Origin of the sequence: Corynebacterium sp. HMSC14H10 (assembly GCF_001807105.1) — a bacterium.
Classification (GTDB): Bacteria; Actinomycetota; Actinomycetes; order Mycobacteriales; family Mycobacteriaceae; genus Corynebacterium; species Corynebacterium jeikeium_D.
In genome coordinates this window covers 1-15,317 of record NZ_KV787417.1, presented here as the reverse complement: position 1 = coordinate 15,317, position 15,317 = coordinate 1, and the positions used below count along the sequence as shown (strand labels likewise).

13 protein-coding genes and 1 tRNA gene are annotated in these 15,317 nt (G+C 66.0%); 5 read left to right on the top strand and 9 right to left on the bottom strand.

Annotation, left to right across the window (positions count from 1 at the left end; all coding sequences use genetic code 11):
* The 5 genes from HMPREF3135_RS04100 (at window position 1) to pth (ending at window position 4,263) form a co-directional block, all read left to right on the top strand.
* Window positions 1-71, top strand: a tRNA-Gln gene (locus HMPREF3135_RS04100).
* 87 nt (window positions 72-158) lie between these two features.
* On the top strand, window positions 159-1,649 hold the full coding sequence (glmU, locus tag HMPREF3135_RS04095) for a bifunctional UDP-N-acetylglucosamine diphosphorylase/glucosamine-1-phosphate N-acetyltransferase GlmU (RefSeq protein ID WP_048733948.1): 1,491 nt from the start codon (window positions 159-161) through the stop codon (window positions 1,647-1,649).
* A gap of 7 nt (window positions 1,650-1,656) precedes the next feature.
* Window positions 1,657-2,634: a ribose-phosphate diphosphokinase gene (locus tag HMPREF3135_RS04090; RefSeq protein ID WP_016423206.1), complete on the top strand. Its 978-nt coding sequence runs from the start codon at window positions 1,657-1,659 to the stop codon at window positions 2,632-2,634.
* 250 nt (window positions 2,635-2,884) lie between these two features.
* Window positions 2,885-3,526 (top strand): 50S ribosomal protein L25/general stress protein Ctc, encoded by a 642-nt coding sequence (locus HMPREF3135_RS04085; RefSeq protein WP_038626221.1) that lies wholly within the window; start codon window positions 2,885-2,887, stop codon window positions 3,524-3,526.
* A gap of 128 nt (window positions 3,527-3,654) precedes the next feature.
* Window positions 3,655-4,263, top strand: a complete 609-nt coding sequence (gene pth / locus HMPREF3135_RS04080; protein ID WP_049172234.1) for an aminoacyl-tRNA hydrolase — start codon at window positions 3,655-3,657, stop codon at window positions 4,261-4,263.
* A gap of 180 nt (window positions 4,264-4,443) precedes the next feature.
* On the opposite strand, the gene HMPREF3135_RS04075 is transcribed toward pth, so the two are convergent.
* The 9 genes from HMPREF3135_RS04075 to HMPREF3135_RS04030 form a co-directional block, all read right to left on the bottom strand.
* Entirely contained in the window at window positions 4,444-6,177 is a 1,734-nt protein-coding gene (locus HMPREF3135_RS04075) for an ABC transporter ATP-binding protein (protein ID WP_016423209.1), read from the bottom strand.
* Window positions 6,174-7,952 (bottom strand): ABC transporter ATP-binding protein, encoded by a 1,779-nt coding sequence (locus HMPREF3135_RS04070; protein ID WP_049172230.1) that lies wholly within the window; start codon window positions 7,950-7,952, stop codon window positions 6,174-6,176. The genes HMPREF3135_RS04075 and HMPREF3135_RS04070 overlap by 4 nt, the downstream gene beginning before the upstream one ends.
* Window positions 7,949-8,449, bottom strand: a complete 501-nt coding sequence (locus tag HMPREF3135_RS04065) for a transferase (protein ID WP_070438224.1) — start codon at window positions 8,447-8,449, stop codon at window positions 7,949-7,951. The genes HMPREF3135_RS04070 and HMPREF3135_RS04065 overlap by 4 nt, the downstream gene beginning before the upstream one ends.
* A 107-nt stretch (window positions 8,450-8,556) precedes the next feature.
* On the bottom strand, window positions 8,557-9,294 hold the full coding sequence (locus tag HMPREF3135_RS04060) for an ABC transporter permease (protein ID WP_070438221.1): 738 nt from the start codon (window positions 9,292-9,294) through the stop codon (window positions 8,557-8,559).
* Entirely contained in the window at window positions 9,291-10,043 is a 753-nt protein-coding gene (locus tag HMPREF3135_RS04055) for an ABC transporter permease (protein ID WP_070438218.1), read from the bottom strand. Before HMPREF3135_RS04055 ends, HMPREF3135_RS04060 begins: the two co-directional genes overlap by 4 nt.
* Entirely contained in the window at window positions 10,040-11,083 is a 1,044-nt protein-coding gene (locus HMPREF3135_RS04050; protein ID WP_070438215.1) for an ABC transporter ATP-binding protein, read from the bottom strand. The genes HMPREF3135_RS04055 and HMPREF3135_RS04050 overlap by 4 nt, the downstream gene beginning before the upstream one ends.
* 211 nt (window positions 11,084-11,294) lie before the next feature.
* Entirely contained in the window at window positions 11,295-12,035 is a 741-nt protein-coding gene (locus HMPREF3135_RS04040; RefSeq protein ID WP_070438210.1) for an AMP-binding protein, read from the bottom strand.
* 173 nt (window positions 12,036-12,208) lie between these two features.
* Complete coding sequence (locus HMPREF3135_RS04035; RefSeq protein ID WP_224783743.1) at window positions 12,209-14,410, bottom strand: ATP-binding cassette domain-containing protein; 2,202 nt, start codon at window positions 14,408-14,410, stop codon at window positions 12,209-12,211.
* 107 nt (window positions 14,411-14,517) lie between these two features.
* Window positions 14,518-15,099, bottom strand: coding sequence for an ECF transporter S component (locus tag HMPREF3135_RS04030; protein WP_224783742.1), 582 nt, complete (start codon window positions 15,097-15,099; stop codon window positions 14,518-14,520).
* Between the last annotated feature and the right edge of the window lie 218 nt (window positions 15,100-15,317).

Here is a 15,317-nt window from a genome sequence, read left to right as displayed (position 1 = left end):
TCTCCCATGGTGTAATGGCAACACTCCGGTTTTTGGTACCGGCATTCTAGGTTCGAGTCCTGGTGGGAGAGCAAGCGGGGGGCCGGCCCCTTAATTAAGAAGTGACTTTTCGCCCCGCCGTGACCGTGATGCACCCTGACCGAGGAGTAGCAAGTTTCATGTCAAACGGTTCGGCCACCGCTGTGGTCATTCTCGCCGCGGGTCAAGGCACCCGAATGAAATCCGATACGCCGAAAATGCTGCACGCTATCGGCGGTCGTACCATGTTGGAGCACGCGCTCTATGCCGCCAAGGGCATTAATCCGGATGAGATTGCTGTTGTCGTTGGCCACCAGCGCGAAAAGGTAATCGACGCCATCGGGACTTGGGCTTCGGATACCGAGCACTCCAACGGTGTCGTCATTGCCCACCAGGACGAGCAAAACGGTACCGGCCACGCTGTTCAGTGCGCGCTGGAGCACCCCGAGCTACAGAACTTCGATGGCACCATCCTGGTAACCACTTCCGATGTTCCGCTGCTGGATTCCGAAGCGCTCCAGGCACTGCTCGAAGAGCACAACCGCAAGCCACGCGCTGCCGTGACTGTGCTGACCTCCACTGCTGACAACCCGCACGGCTACGGCCGCATCGTTCGCAACGCCGACGGCGAAGTTCTGCGCATCGTGGAGGAAAAGGATGCCTCCGACGAGGAACGCGAGATTACCGAGGTCAACTCCGGTGTCTACGCATTTGATGCCGAGACCCTGGCAAACGCTCTCAAGCAGCTGGACACCAACAATGCCCAGGGCGAGCTCTACCTCACCGATGTCATCGGCATCGCCCGTGAGGCCGACCGCTCAGTACGCGGTCACCGCCTCGCCGATGCCACCGTCGTCGCCGGTGTCAATGACCGCGTCCAGCTGGCTACCCTTGGCCGCGAACTCAACCGTCGCACCTGCGAGGCAGCTATGCGCGGGGGCGCCACTATCGTCGACCCGGACACCACGTGGATTGACGTTGAGGTGGAAGTCGGCCGCGACGTCACGATTCTGCCGGGCACGCAGCTGCACGGCAAGACCGTGATTGGCGACGGGGCCACCGTGGGACCGGACACGACACTGACCAACATGGTCGTCGGCAAGCGCGCCAGCGTCGTACGTACACACGGTTCCGATTCGGAGATCGGCGAGGATGCGACGGTCGGACCGTTCACCTACATTCGCCCGAACACCAAACTCGGTGTCGGCGCGAAGCTCGGCGGCTTCGTAGAAGCGAAGAACGCGCAGATCGGAAACGGTTCGAAGGTTCCGCACCTGACCTACGTCGGCGATGCGGAGATTGGCGAGCACTCCAACATTGGTGCCTCCAGCGTGTTCGTGAACTACGACGGTGTCAACAAGCACCGCACTGTTATCGGCTCGCATGTTCGCACCGGCTCCGACACCATGTTCATCGCTCCGGTGACCGTGGGTGATGGTGCGTACTCAGGTGCAGGTACTGTTATTAAGGACGACGTTCCTCCGGGAGCATTGGCGGTCAGTGGTGGCCGTCAGCGCAACATCGAGGGATGGGTCGAGCGGAAGCGTCCAGGTACCGCTGCTGCTGAGGCAGCGCAGGCGGCGCAGGTAGCTGACAACGCTGACAACAACAAGGAAGACCAGGAAGGCTAGACGGCAGATGACCGGCCAGTGGATCGATAACCAAAAGAACCTCATGCTCTTCTCCGGAAGGGCACACCCGGAATTGGGCGAGGCAGTTGCCAAGGAGCTCGGCACAGAGCTGACTCCGATGACCGCTCGTGATTTTGCCAACGGCGAAATCTTCGTGCGCTACGAGGAATCCGTCCGCGGTTCCGATGCCTTCGTACTGCAGGCGCACCCGGCACCGCTGAACAAGTGGCTCATCGAGCAGCTGATTATGATTGACGCGCTCAAGCGCGGTTCAGCCAAGCGCATCACCGCTATCCTGCCGTTCTTCCCATACGCCCGCCAGGACAAGAAGCACCGTGGCCGTGAGCCGATTTCCGCTCGCCTGGTCGCTGATCTGCTCAAGACCGCAGGCGCTGACCGCATCGTCTCCGTGGATCTCCACACCGACCAGATTCAGGGCTTCTTCGACGGCCCGGTCGATCACATGCACGCCATGCCGATTCTGTCGGAGTACATCAAGAAGAACTACTCCCTGGACAACCTGGTCGTGGTCTCCCCTGACGCCGGCCGTGTGAAGGTTTCCGAGAAGTGGGCCAACACCCTGGGCGACGCCCCGCTGGCCTTCATTCACAAGACCCGTTCCGTCGATGTCGCAAACCAGGTTGTCGCCAACCGCGTGGTCGGCGAGGTCTCCGGTAAGACCTGTCTGCTCATCGACGACATGATTGACACCGGCGGCACCATCGCCGGCGCTGTCAAGGTGCTGCGTGAGGCTGGCGCTGAGGATGTCATCATCGCTACCACGCACGGCGTCTTCTCCGACCCAGCTCGCGAGCGCCTGTCGAAGTGCGGTGCCCGCGAGGTCATCACCACCGATACCTTGCCGCAGTCCACCGAGGGCTGGGACAACCTGACCGTCCTGCCAATCGCACCACTGCTGGCTAAGACGATCCACGAGATCTTCGAAAACGGTTCCGTCACCACCCTCTTCGAGGGTCAGGCATAAGTTCTTTCCGCTTGCCGACGGGCACCCCGCCGCGACCAGCAACCTAGTTTTGCTGGTGGTGGCGGGGTTTGCTGTTTGACCTGTTAGTCCACTACAATTTCTCCGGTAAGTCTCGGCGAGGGCGGCCACAGTAGGTGGTTGCCGTTATCGACGCGACGCTCGCAGCCCAACTTTTGCGCCCACGGTGGCATGGATGCGGCACGTGCTCGACTCGACGACTCAATATCGAATCGTTTAGGAGCCCATTTTCATGGCAAAGCCCAACATCATCAAGATTGATGCTCGTAACCGCACCGAGTTCGGCAAGGGTGCCGCTCGCCGTGCCCGCGTTGCTGGCGACATCCCGGTTGTCATCTACGGCGCTGACCTGGATGCCCCGAAGCACATCCTCGTTGACACTCTGGATTTCCACGCTGTCATCCGTAACCACGGTGTCAACGCTGTTCTGGACGTCAACATCGAGGGTGAGTCCCAGCTGTCCATGGTCAAGGCTGTTGACCAGAACCCGCTGACCCTCGACATCGACCACGCTGACCTGCTCGCCATTCACCGTGACGAGAAGGTTGAGGTTGAGGTTCCGGTCGTTCCGACTGGCGAGCTCGCTCCGGGCGCCCTGCTCATGCAGGATGCCGAGACCATTCTGGTCAACGCACCGGTTCTGGCTATTCCGGAAGAGATCGAGGTCTCCGTCGAGGGTGCAGAGGTCGGCACCATGGTTCACGCCGGCGACGTTACCCTGCCGGAGGGCCTGGTCCTCACCGACGACGCTGACCTTCTCATCTTCAACATTGTCGAGCCGGAGGAAGAGCCGGCTGGTGACGTCGATGCCGACATCGAGGGCATGGGCGAGGCTGAGACCCCGGATGAGCCAGCTGAGGAATCCGCTGAGTAATTATGAACTCGCAGGCCTAGCTACCACAGCTAAGTAAAAAAAGGGACGGACACTCTGGTCCGTCCCTTTTTTGTTCTTGAAACTCCCCGAAGCCAACAGACCGCGCGCTGTGTGCCAAGATTGAACTCATGAACGCCTCCACCACACCTTTGCTTGTCGTGGGGCTCGGCAACCCTGGGCCCAAATATGAACTCACCCGCCATAACGTCGGGCATCTGGTGCTAGATGAACTAGCCAGCCGCACTTCTCCGATGCCGTCGTCGTTTAGCGTGCACAAGAAGTCGAATGCTGAGATAGTCCAGACTCGGTTCAAGACTTCCGACGGTGGCGAGCGGCAGGTGATTCTGGCTAAGCCCCGGACGTACATGAACCTGTCGGGTGGACCGGTCGCGGCGCTGACAAAGTTCTTCAACGTCGCACCTACCGACGTCGTGGTAGTCCACGATGAGCTGGACCTGGACCCGGGCGTGGTGCGCCTCAAGCGCGGCGGGGGCGAGAATGGCCACAATGGCCTGCGCTCGACCACGAAGTCGTTGGGCACGAAGGACTACATGCGCGTGCGCATTGGCATTGGCCGTCCTCCGGGCCGCCAAGATCCGGCGGACTACGTGCTGCGTAACTTCAATGCTAAGGAACGCGAGGAGCTCGCTTTCACTCTGCCCACTGCGGCGGAGGCGGTGGAGCTAATCGCCAGCCACGGGCTGGAGATTGCGCAGAACCAGATTCACGGGCGGTAGCAGAAGCGGGAGGGGGGGGCTATTTTCACGTTCCCGGGAGCTTCAGTCTTTACAGCTCGTCGGTGTTCGTGCTGCTCGGCGTTTTCGTCGGCGTTTTCGCTCTGTCCACCGAGCGCCTGGCGGTGGGATTCGGGAAGCTGCGGCAGGGCGCCCGTGAGGGCATCGACCAGGTGATGAGGATCAGGCGCCCGAGGAGCTCCCCGTCCGGCACGCCCACGACTCGGCGTAGCGGCCGCCCTTCGCCAGCAATTCATCGTGCGTGCCCCGTTCTGCGACCGTCCCGTCCTCCGAAAGCACGACGATGAGGTCGGCATCGCGAACGGTGTGCAGGCGATGGGCGACGACAATCACGGTGCGATCGCCGCGCAACGCCTCCATCGTGCCGACGATCGCCCGCTCAGTGGCCGCATCCAGCGAGGACGTCGGCTCGTCGAGAAGCACCACCGGGGAATCCTTCAGAAGCGCCCGGGCGATGGCGAGGCGCTGCCGCTCGCCTCCCGACAGCAGCGTCCCCTCCTCCCCCACCGGGGTATCCCACCCGGAAGGCAGCAGCTCCACGATGCGGTCCACCCCGGAACGCCGGGCGGCCTCGCGCAAGCGATCCCCGTCACCGGGCTCGGAACCGAATCCGGGATCGGCGAAGACCACGTTGTCCCGCACGGACGCGTCGAAAAGGAACGTCTCCTGGAACACCGGGGTCACCAGCGAGTTCACGCCGTCGGTGCCAATCCGAGGCAAGGGTACCCCGCCGATGAGGACCTCCCCCGAGTCCGGATCATGAAAACGCGACAGCAGCCGCATGACCGTCGTCTTGCCCGCCCCCGACGGTCCCACTACGGCAACCAGCGCTCCCTGAGGGGCACGGAAGCTGACGCCGTCGAGAACCTTCTTATCCCCGTACCCGAAGCTCACGTCGCGGAACTCTACGTCATGCCCGTCGGGCAGCTCCGGTGCGGCAGGTTCGGGAAGGGCGGGGATTGCCCGCAGGTCACGCAACGCAGCCAACGTGTTGCGGCCCGCACCGAAACCGCCGGACAACGCTCCCGCCGTGGTGATCGGTCCGGTGAACTGGACGACCACGATGAGCATCGGCGCCAAATGCGCCGGCGCCATCCCGCCCGTCGCGGCGACTGCCACGGCGACTATCACCGCCGCCGTGAACACCGCATGGACGACCGAACCCAGCCGTCCGATGGCCGCCCCCTGCGTCGACGTCGCCTTCGCGAACGCATCGTGTTGGGCCCGGATTGCCTCATCCACCATCGCGTCCGCCGCCGAACCGTCGCCCGCGGCGCGAATCGCCTGCTGGCAGCGGGTGAACTCGATCAGCCTGCCGGAGACGGCAGCGACGGCGTCAGCATGCGCTTCGTCCGACTCCCCGCCGACGCGACCAATGGCCCGGTAGGCGAAGAAGATCACCGGCGCCGACGCGACGAGAACCAAACCGACGCGCCAATCCACCGCCAGAATTCCGAAGGCGATGACGGTCGGCGCAACCGCCGCGGCGATGACAGGCCGCAGGATCACGTGCGGCACGGACGCCGCGAACGCGATACCCGACGATGCCATCTCCGAAAAGCGGCCGGCCGTGGACTTGGTGACGTACCCGAGTGGCAACGTCAGCACGCGTTCGCCCAGAGAACGCAGTAGGGACGACAGCACCGCTGCGGAATTCGCCCTGCCGACCGTCCCCGCGGCGAGAGACAGCACCGCATGGGCGGCCGCGAGGCCGGCGATGACGCCGGTGAAACGCCACGCCGTCGCATCATCTCCCTCGGCCAGAGCCGACAGCAGCGGCAGCAGCGCGACGAACGCCGCTCCCTGAGCCAGCGCGGCAAGCGCGGCCAACGCAATGAGCCACGCCAGCGTCATTCTCGAGCGCCGATCCGTCATCGACCACAAGTCCCGAATCATCGGTTCCCCGCCTTTTCATCGTCTAATTCAGTGCCCCGCGGGGCGGATGGTTCGTCGTCGAGCGCGAACGCGCGCCACAAATCCCGGTAGCGGCCACCGCGCGCAAGCAACTCGTCGTGGGTACCCGCCTCCGCGACCGCTCCCCCGTCGAGAACGAGGATGCGGTCGGCGTTGCGGATCGTGCTCAACCTGTGCGCGATCACAATCACCGTCCGTGAACGGGCCAAACGCTCGATTGCGGACTGGATGAGGGCCTCGGAAGCCGGATCCGCGTAAGCGGTTGCCTCGTCGAAGATGAGCACCGGCGCGTCCGTGACGATCGACCTCGCGATGGCCACGCGCTGCGCCTCACCACCGGAAAAGGTCACGTCGACGTTGACCACCGAATCCAGGCCCTTCGGCAGCGCCGCGATGACCGCATCGAGGTTCGCGAGCTTCGCGGCCGCCATGATTTCGCCGTCGGTGGCGTCTCTCCTGGCCAGCCGGATGTTCTCCCGCAACGGCAGCGTGAGCAACTGCGGATCTTGGAACACCACCGACACCGAGCGGTGCACGTCACGCACGGCGATGTCGCGAAGATCGGCGCCGCCCAGCAGCACCGAGCCTTCAACGGGGTCGTAGAAACGCGCCAACAGCCGGGCGACGGTGGACTTTCCGGAACCGGAGGACCCCACCAGCGCAGTGAGGGTCCCCGGTTCGAACGTCGCGGACATCCCGTCGAGGACCCGCGGCCCATCGCCGTAGGAGAAGACCAGGTTCCGGGCCTCGAGCGCGCCTCCGCGCGCGGGCACCGGATCGGCGGGCTCGACGATCGGCGGCGTGCCCAGCACCTCCGCGATGGACTTCAGGGCAGCGATCCCCGCGATGATGGGTTCGGAGTTCATGGCCACCCGCACGATCGCCGCGGAGAGTCCAAGGCCGAGAACCAGCCCGGCGACGAGCCCCTCCGGTAGGCCGCCCGCGGCGTCCCTCAGAGCGAGGCCGGCCCCGCACACCACTGCGAGGACTGTGATCGGGGACGTCACCACGTCGATGACCCCGAGATAGATGTTCGACTGCCGGGACCAGGCAGACCACGCACGGACGAACGACAGCGCCGCGGCATCGTAGCGACCCGCGCCCTGGTTGGCGCGTCCGAAGGACTTCATCACTGAGATACCTCGCACCAACTCGATGACCGCGGCCGTCACTCCTTCGGAGGCTCGCTCGTAGTCGCGCTGAAGACCGGCTCCGCGCGAAATCATCACGCCCATCAGGGCGAAGGTGACCAGCACCGGGACGACCGCCACCGCCGCAATCCGCCAATCCACCGCAACGAGCGCGATGAGGGAAAGCATGGGAACCAGCACCGCCACCACGGTCTCACCGACGGTGTGGCCCATGAGCTGGTGGATAGCCGCGACGTCCTTCTCAACCGACCCGATGATTCCCGACGAGCGCCGGGCGTCCAGCCAGCCCAGCGGCAACTTCCGGATTTGGGCGACCAGCCGGCGCCGAAGGTGGAGCTGCAGGTCGTTATCCGCCCGGTGCGAGAGCATGCCGGCGGCGCCGTCCGCGGCCATGCGCACCGTTGCGGCGACGACGATGATAGCCACGGCCAACCACGTCCGATGCTCCGGGGCCTCCGGGTACGTCATCGCGATGTCGATGATGCCGACCAGAGAAGCGACGGTAGCCACCGACGACAGGACGGATAACGCGACCACCGCACGCATCCGTGTCCGGATCGGGGCGAGCAGTGACCACGGGCCTACAGTCCCGTCCACGGCGCTCACTTGCCCGCCTCCCCGATTGCGCTTTTCTTCGTGAGAGTACAGAAGTACACCATGCCGGCGTGTGAGGCTCCGCCCAGCTTCAGCCCGTTGGCTTCGGCGAGGTCCTCGAGCTCGCTGTCCCGGAACACCCGGTGGCCCATCTTCGCCATGATGGCCATGTCGACCCGCTCGTTCACGTCGGGATCCTCGGCGAACGTCTGCACGTAAGCGATGCCGTCGTCGGCGAGCAGCCCGGCGACCCTGCCGAGCGCGGCACCCGCATCCTTCATTTGGTGGAGCGCGCCGCACACCCAGATTTCATCGGCCCCGCCGGTCTCTCCCGCGAGCGGCGCGAGGACGTCGGCGACGTGGAATTCCGTCCGGGCCCCGAGCCCTTCGACGGCGGCGGCGTCCATCGGTTCACGCGCATAGCGGCTGAGGAACCTCGGCTGGACCTTGTCCTGGTAGGCCGCGAGGAGTCTGCGGTTGTTCTGGACGATCTGGGCAATCGACTTCATCTGGTTCTGTCTCCGGGGTGTGTGGGCCGCGTCCACGCGGCGGTTTCGGGTTAGGTGCTCGGGTTCGCGGGCCGTCGTCGGCGGCGATGCCCCCGTGGACGTGCCCGTCATGCAGACTCCCCCGGCCTCGTTTTCACGGCGATGCCCCACGCCGCGAGCACGGCGATGCCTAAGAACCAGGCCGCGCAGACCACCAGACCCGCAGCCCCGGTGCCGTTGACGGCCTCGCCGGCCGCGGATACGGGGGTGTGCCCGGCGATTCCGCGCAGGAGAGGACGGAAGTGGTCGGCGGGCATGAGCACCGTGTTGACGAACATCGCAACGATGATTAACGGGATGAGGGCCACGGAGCCCTGGGGGCTGGTGATGGAGAACGCGATGTACGTGCCGGTGCATGCGGCCGCCGCGGCAACCATCGCGCCGGTCATCGCGATCCTCCACCACCAGGACGCCTCAGGGGGGCTGTCGGAAAGCAAGGCGGCCACCGCCACGACGACGGCCGTCATCGCCATGATCCGGATAAACTCGGCGATGATCCGTGCGGCCGGCACGGCCGCGTACGGCGCCGGCATGGTGATCAACCGCTCGTGGAGGCCATTGCTGCGTTCAACGAACACGGTGGACGATCCCGTGATGGCCAGGATGAATGCCCACGCCGTCACGACCAGGATGACCGCGTTCGGGAGTTCGAACTCTCCGGTGAGCTGCCTGACCAGGCCACCGAACATGCGGTTGACGATGAACAGGTACACGAGCGGAGCAATGAACGTCATGAACCAGAAGTCGGGGCGCCGCAGCCAAATGTGGGCAATGCGCCGCAGATGCACGAAGATGGGGCCGATCATGATTCGCTCCTCGAGGTGAACCGGCGGATGAACAGGACGATTCCGGCGACCGCCGCGACACCGAGCCACAGGGCGGCCTCTTCCCCGGCGCGATCCGGGAAGGCGTCCGGGGACGCCGCCCTAATCACCTCGATCACCGGCGAAAAAGGCATGTGGCGCACGACGTCGCGAAGGGAGCCGTCCAAAGCGGTCGCCGGAATGAACGCGGTGGAGAACATGAGCAGCAGCATTTCCAGCGCCTGGATCGATGAGGCCGTCGACACCGGGGCGGGCACCATCAGGATCACCCCGTCCGTGACCAGGGACAGGACCGCCGCGGCGAGCAGCGACCACAGGACAGTCCACGCGACGTCACCGATAGCCATGTCGAGGCCGCAGGACCACGCGACGACCAGCAGCGCCGCGATCGACGCGGACATCCGCAGCACATCGGTGGCGAGCCTGCCGGCGACATAGCCGCCTGTGGCCCCGGGCAACACGCGCACGCGGTCAACGAGCCCGGACTCGACGTCCTGTCCCACCGCCATCGCCGACGCCGCGGCGGTGAACATCGCCGCCTGGAACAGGCAGCCGCCGAGCACGAAACGCAGGTACCCGAAGCCGGATTGCCCCGCCGAGTACCCAAACACCGCGTACAGGCACAGCAGGAAGAGCGGCGGAACTACGAACATGGAGATCAGCGACGCGGTGTTGCGTCGCAACAGCAGCAGATCCCGACGGAGAAACGCCGCGACCGACGTCGCACTCATCGCGCCGCACCCCCTGCGTTCATCGATATGAACACCTCGTTGAGGGTGGGCGGCGACACGCTCAGCGAATCCGGCGACGCTTCCGAGGCCTCCATCGCCTGCGCCACCGCCTCGAGGACCCGCGGTCCGGGGTCGACGTCGAGGGACACCGACTTCCCCGCGACGCGGGCGCCGTCCAGGCACGTTCCCCCGAGGCAGCGGGCGAACGCCTCCGCCTCGGCGGCGGTGGCAAAGGACACGCGGAGCACGTGCGACCCGAAGTCGCGGCGCAATTCCTCCGGCGTTCCGCTGGCGACGATGCGGCGATCCTTGAGCAGATGGACGTGGTCTGCCAGCGCCTCCGCCTCTTCCAGGTACTGGGTGGTCAGCACCAGGGTCATTCCGTCGTCCCGCAGTTGCCGGATGAAGCCCCACAGCTCTTCGCGGCTGACCGGGTCCAGCCCCGTCGTGGGTTCGTCGAGGAACAGCAGCCTGGGCACGACGCACAGCGACGCGGCGATGTCGAGGCGGCGCCGCATGCCACCCGAATAGGCCGACGCCAGCGTCGAGGCACTGTCCGCGAGCGAGAATTGCGCGAGCAGTTCCGTCGCGCGGGCGGCCGCGGCGGCGCGGTCGAGTCCGCGCAGCCGCCCGAAGAACTCCAGGTTCTCCCGGCCGGTGAGGTTCTCGTCGATCGCCGCGAATTGGCCGGTGGTGGCAATGTCAGCGCGCACGCCCGCCGGGTCCTCTTTCACATCGCGCGAGAAGATGCTCACCTCGCCGGAGTCGGCGGTGATGAGCGTCGACAGGATTCGGATGAGGGTGGTCTTGCCTGCACCGTTGTGGCCGAGGAACGACACGATCGCCCCGGTGGGCACGGTGAAACTCACGCCGTCGAGCACATGCTTGCGCATCCGGGCACCGCGCTTTCCCTTGCGGCCGCCGGCCGGCGGGGCACCTGCCCCGCCTTCGGGCGGGGTGCCCGCTTTGCCCGCAATCGGGTAGCTCTTCGTGAGGTCGCGGACGACAATCGCCGCACCTCGTTCAGCTTGATCCGTCATCGTTTCCCCTTTCCTTTGGTATCGCAGTGGGCCGCTGTCGGCAGCGGCCCCGTGGTCGGGTTGTCATGCGGCACCTCGATATGGATGCCAGCATCGCGGGCGAAGGCGAGGACCGGTTCGAGGAGCCGGGGGTGGCCGACGAGATCCCGGCACCCCGGCGCGACCGGCTTCCCCGCGACCGCCACAACGGTGGCGGCAGCAATCGCCGCGGTCATTTTGTAGGAACCCGGGCCGGTCGCCCGGACGACGGTCGTTTCGGCCGGTGCCTGGTCACGGCCTCGAACCACCTCGGGGGATCGGCGACCACCTCGGAAACCGGCAGCAACACCTGGTCGTAACCACAAAAAAGGGCGTAGACGTGGAAGCCGATCAGCGAAAGGTTGTGGGTCAAAGGTAGCCACGTGAGCATCTTGTTCTCGTACCGGTGTGCGTGGCGTGGGATCGTCGCGCGCAGACCGTTCAGCACGGACTCGTTGGTTACGATGACGCCCTTTGGCGATCCCGTGGAGCCGGACGAAAACTGGATAAGGGCTTCGCCGGCCGTCCCACCTCGCACCGGGAACGCGGGGACCGCCCCGGAGCCATCCCCGGAATCCACGTCCCCCGCCTGAGAGAAGTCCGATTCAGCATCACCCGGCATCGCCGCACCCGGTTCCGCGGCAGCGTCATTGACGATGGACACGTCGAGCAGCCGGTCCTCGCCCACGACCACGGCACCGTTTGCGCCGGTGAGCAGCGTGTGACTGCGTTCGTCGACCAGGATCGGGGCCCCGGGCATCATGTCCGAGAGCGTCCGCACCCTGTCGACGTCAACCGGGCCCGCCACCGCCTCCGCATGGACCCGGCCATACGGGACGAAGACGTCCCGCCGATTCTCGACGAAGGTGATCCCCTTTTTCGTCTCATCGGCCTTGTCCCGAAGCACGTCGCTGATGGTCCGGATCGTGTTCATTGGTACCTCTTTCGGTTGTCGGCGCCATGCCGGTGCCGGGCGGACCGGGCCGCATGGCGTGACCCGGCGGATGTGTCTGAAGGGTTGAAAGGGTGACGAAACTGGGTGGGGCGCGTCTCCGCACAAGCTCGGAAACGCTCGCGGGCCCGGGACCCGCCGGTTCCGGGTGCCCGTCAAGTCACTGCGGACACCAGGGCGGCGACGAAGGCCGCGGCGGACGCTGCGGCCACGAACCCGTCACGCACTCGCCAGGGGTAATCGGTGCGGAAGGTGCGCCGCGGATGGCGGCCGAAGTTGCGCATCGCCAGGGTCAGGGACAGCTTTTCGGCGCAGCGCACGGCGCTGACGAACAGGGGAAAGGCGATGCGCGCGGGCGTCGTCGCGCGGATGAAGCCGGAGCGGAAAGACTGCCCCGGTCGCATTGAGCGCAATCTAATCGCCCATGTCAGATGGGGGATTTCGCTGCGCAGGAACGCCGCGATGCTCACCCCGGAAATCGCTATGGTGCACCATGTGTAGGGCACCCGGAGGCGTTGCACCATGGCGTCGAAAAGCTCCTCGACGCGCATGCACGCGGAGACCAGGACCGTCCCCGCGAACACGGCCGTCAGCAGCAGTCCGTGATGGATGCCGTGGCGGACGGCCTCCGCCGCATCCCCACCTCCGTAGAACTCGGAGCGCCACCCGAGCAGGCCGAAGAACACCCCGATTAACAGGACGAGAAGGACCTTCCCCGCCGTCGCCCGAACGTCGCGTTCCGCGATCGCAGCGAGTGCGAGGAACGCGACCACCGTCAGGGCGAGAACGGCGTCTCCGCCGTAGAGCAGCCCGGCGACGAGGACGAGCATCACCGCCGCGACAATCGTGATGGCGTTCAACCCCGCGCGCCTTCGAGCGGCGGATCCACTGGTCCAGGGGCTTTCGTCCAAGGACGTCCGTGCGCCGGCCGCGGGCAGTGCACGATCCCGCCGGGACGACTCCGGGGAAGCCGGCACGTCGGCTGCGGGACCGGACCAGGCGACCTTCCCTTCGGCGACGATGCTCGCCCGATCCGCCCACGTTCGCGCGGCACGGCGGTCGTGGCACGTGAACACAACGGTTCCGCCGGCCCCGGCGTATTCCGCTAGGGCATCCAGTACGATGCGCGAGCTCGGCGAATCCAGGTGCGCCAACGGCTCGTCGAGAAGCAGCAAACGGCGATTGGCCGCCACCGCCAGGAAGATGCCCAACCGTCTTTTCTGTCCGCCCGACAGGACGAACGGCGAGACGGGGTCAAGTGCCCGGGGGCACAGGGCTTCCCGCAGTTTCCGCAGCTCATCGGCGCCGAGTGGTCCGTGCGGGTCCGTGCCGGCCAGCGCGGAGTCGATTTCCGCGGCGACGGTCGCGCGGGTGAACTGGTGCTCGGGGTTCTGGAACGCCAACGACGCGAAGGCGTCGGGCACGCGCCGGGCGGACGCGCCGTCAATCCGGAGGTCCGCTCCCGCCGTCATCTGGCCCGACAGCACCGCCAGCAAGGTGGACTTACCGGCTCCGTTGGCACCGACTAGGGCATGAATCTCGCCCCGTTCCAGTGTCAGATCGGCCCCGTTCAGGATCCTCTCCCCGCCTCGGGCCACGTGGGTTCCGGTCAAGGCCAGCAGTGGAACGGCATCCGCCTCCGATTCCGGATCGGGACGGTCCGGCGCCCCCGTGCCCGGCGTACTGGCGTCCGGCGTTCCGGCGGTCGCGGCCGTCGTCGCAATGCCCTTCACCGCGATGCCATCCGGCGCTCCGTGGGCGGCGACGCTCCCGTCCGCATCGAGGACCGTCACCGTGTCGACCCACCCGTCGAACGGGCGGAGGTCGTGCTCGATGAGCAGGATAACGCGCCCCGGGGCCCGCAAATCACGGATGGCGGCGAACAGCGACCGGCGACCGTCCTCGTCGACGTGGGCCGCGGGCTCGTCGAAGATCATGACCTCCGGAGCCCTGGCCACCGCACCGGCGATGGCCATCCGCTGGCGTTGCCCGCCCGACAAAGCCCACGGATCCTTCTCCGCGAGCTCTGACAGCCCGACCTCCGATAGAGCCTCGGCTGATCGCTTGGCGACGATACCGGCTTCCACGAGGGAAAACTCGAGGGCCATGGCCACGTCATCGACGACTCGGAGCGTGAGCACCTGCGTCGCCGGGTCTTGCCCGACGAAGGTGACCCGGTCCCCGTCCACGGGGCGTTCGGTGCCGTCGGCATCGATGATGTGCACGAATCCGGCATGGTCGATGGGGATGTGCGAGGGGATCAGTCCAGCGATGAGGTGGGCCAGGCTCGTCTTTCCGCATCCCACGGGTCCCGTGATGGCGTTGATCGTGCCGAAATCGAAGGAGAGATCCACCATGTCGGGTGCCCATCGCCCATCGGCGTGCCGCACACCTGCACCACTAACCCGTAACCGGGCCGGGGCCGTCCCGCGTGTCGCACCGGCGCACGCGGGTGCTCCGCCGGTCACCGGGTGACCCCGCGGCTGCGAAGCCCCTTTGCGACGGCAAAGCCCAGGACCAAAAACACCAAGCTCGATGCCAAGGCTACGGCGAAGCTGATCAGGGTCATGGGCGTGGTCGGCGAGTCGACGCCGACTGCGCGCGGGGCCATCGTTCCCATCAGCGCGGAGAACAACATCGCCGAGGCCACGAACTGGGGACGCGTCCACCGCCGGTACAGGGTGACCATGAACGGAAGCTCGATGAGCAATCCTTCCATAATCAGCGCCCCGATTGCGGCGACGCCGAACGGGGTGGTCGCCGCGGACACGACGCCCATGGCAAGGCACGCGATGAGGCTCGCGCCAAGCTTGCGGACGACGATGAGGGGAACAACGCACTGCAGGAACCACAACCCGAGCGTCGCCGCGACGAGATAAACGTGGGCGATGCCGGCGAACACCTGCAGGTAGGTCAGGGGCACGATGATGAGAGACCCCGCAACGCCGATCGCGGCGGCGACGAGCATGTCGCGGGTGGATGGTCGGCCACCCGCTGCGACCGGTGCGACGTGCACCAACCGCCCGTCATCCGTCTGCGACGCCACCGCGTCCCCGACTCCCTCTCCGGAGAGGGGCTCTCCGGTCGATCCACGTTTTCCGTTCATCGTCGCCGCCTCGCTTCCGTTGCCGGTTCCCGATCGGGAACACCACCTAAAACAGCCTTAGGTTAGGCAATGCTTATCGCCTTACGCAAGGCTAAATTCACTGAAATTACCCCCTCCCCCGTTACCACGATGGTGCCCCCTCACGGGGCGCGGTCACC

Excerpts from the sequence above, each read along its gene's own strand:
- glmU (WP_048733948.1), top strand. The coding sequence starts at position 159 with ATGTCAAACGGTTCGGCCACCGCTGTGGTCATTCTCGCCGCGGGTCAA.
- HMPREF3135_RS04090 (WP_016423206.1), top strand. The coding sequence starts at position 1,657 with ATGACCGGCCAGTGGATCGATAACCAAAAGAACCTCATGCTCTTCTCC.
- HMPREF3135_RS04085 (WP_038626221.1), top strand. The coding sequence starts at position 2,885 with ATGGCAAAGCCCAACATCATCAAGATTGATGCTCGTAACCGCACCGAG.
- pth (WP_049172234.1), top strand. The coding sequence starts at position 3,655 with ATGAACGCCTCCACCACACCTTTGCTTGTCGTGGGGCTCGGCAACCCT.
- HMPREF3135_RS04075 (WP_016423209.1), bottom strand. The coding sequence starts at position 6,177 with ATGATTCGGGACTTGTGGTCGATGACGGATCGGCGCTCGAGAATGACG.
- HMPREF3135_RS04065 (WP_070438224.1), bottom strand. The coding sequence starts at position 8,449 with ATGAAGTCGATTGCCCAGATCGTCCAGAACAACCGCAGACTCCTCGCG.
- HMPREF3135_RS04060 (WP_070438221.1), bottom strand. The coding sequence starts at position 9,294 with ATGATCGGCCCCATCTTCGTGCATCTGCGGCGCATTGCCCACATTTGG.
- HMPREF3135_RS04055 (WP_070438218.1), bottom strand. The coding sequence starts at position 10,043 with ATGAGTGCGACGTCGGTCGCGGCGTTTCTCCGTCGGGATCTGCTGCTG.
- HMPREF3135_RS04050 (WP_070438215.1), bottom strand. The coding sequence starts at position 11,083 with ATGACGGATCAAGCTGAACGAGGTGCGGCGATTGTCGTCCGCGACCTC.
- HMPREF3135_RS04040 (WP_070438210.1), bottom strand. The coding sequence starts at position 12,035 with ATGAACACGATCCGGACCATCAGCGACGTGCTTCGGGACAAGGCCGAT.
- HMPREF3135_RS04035 (WP_224783743.1), bottom strand. The coding sequence starts at position 14,410 with ATGGTGGATCTCTCCTTCGATTTCGGCACGATCAACGCCATCACGGGA.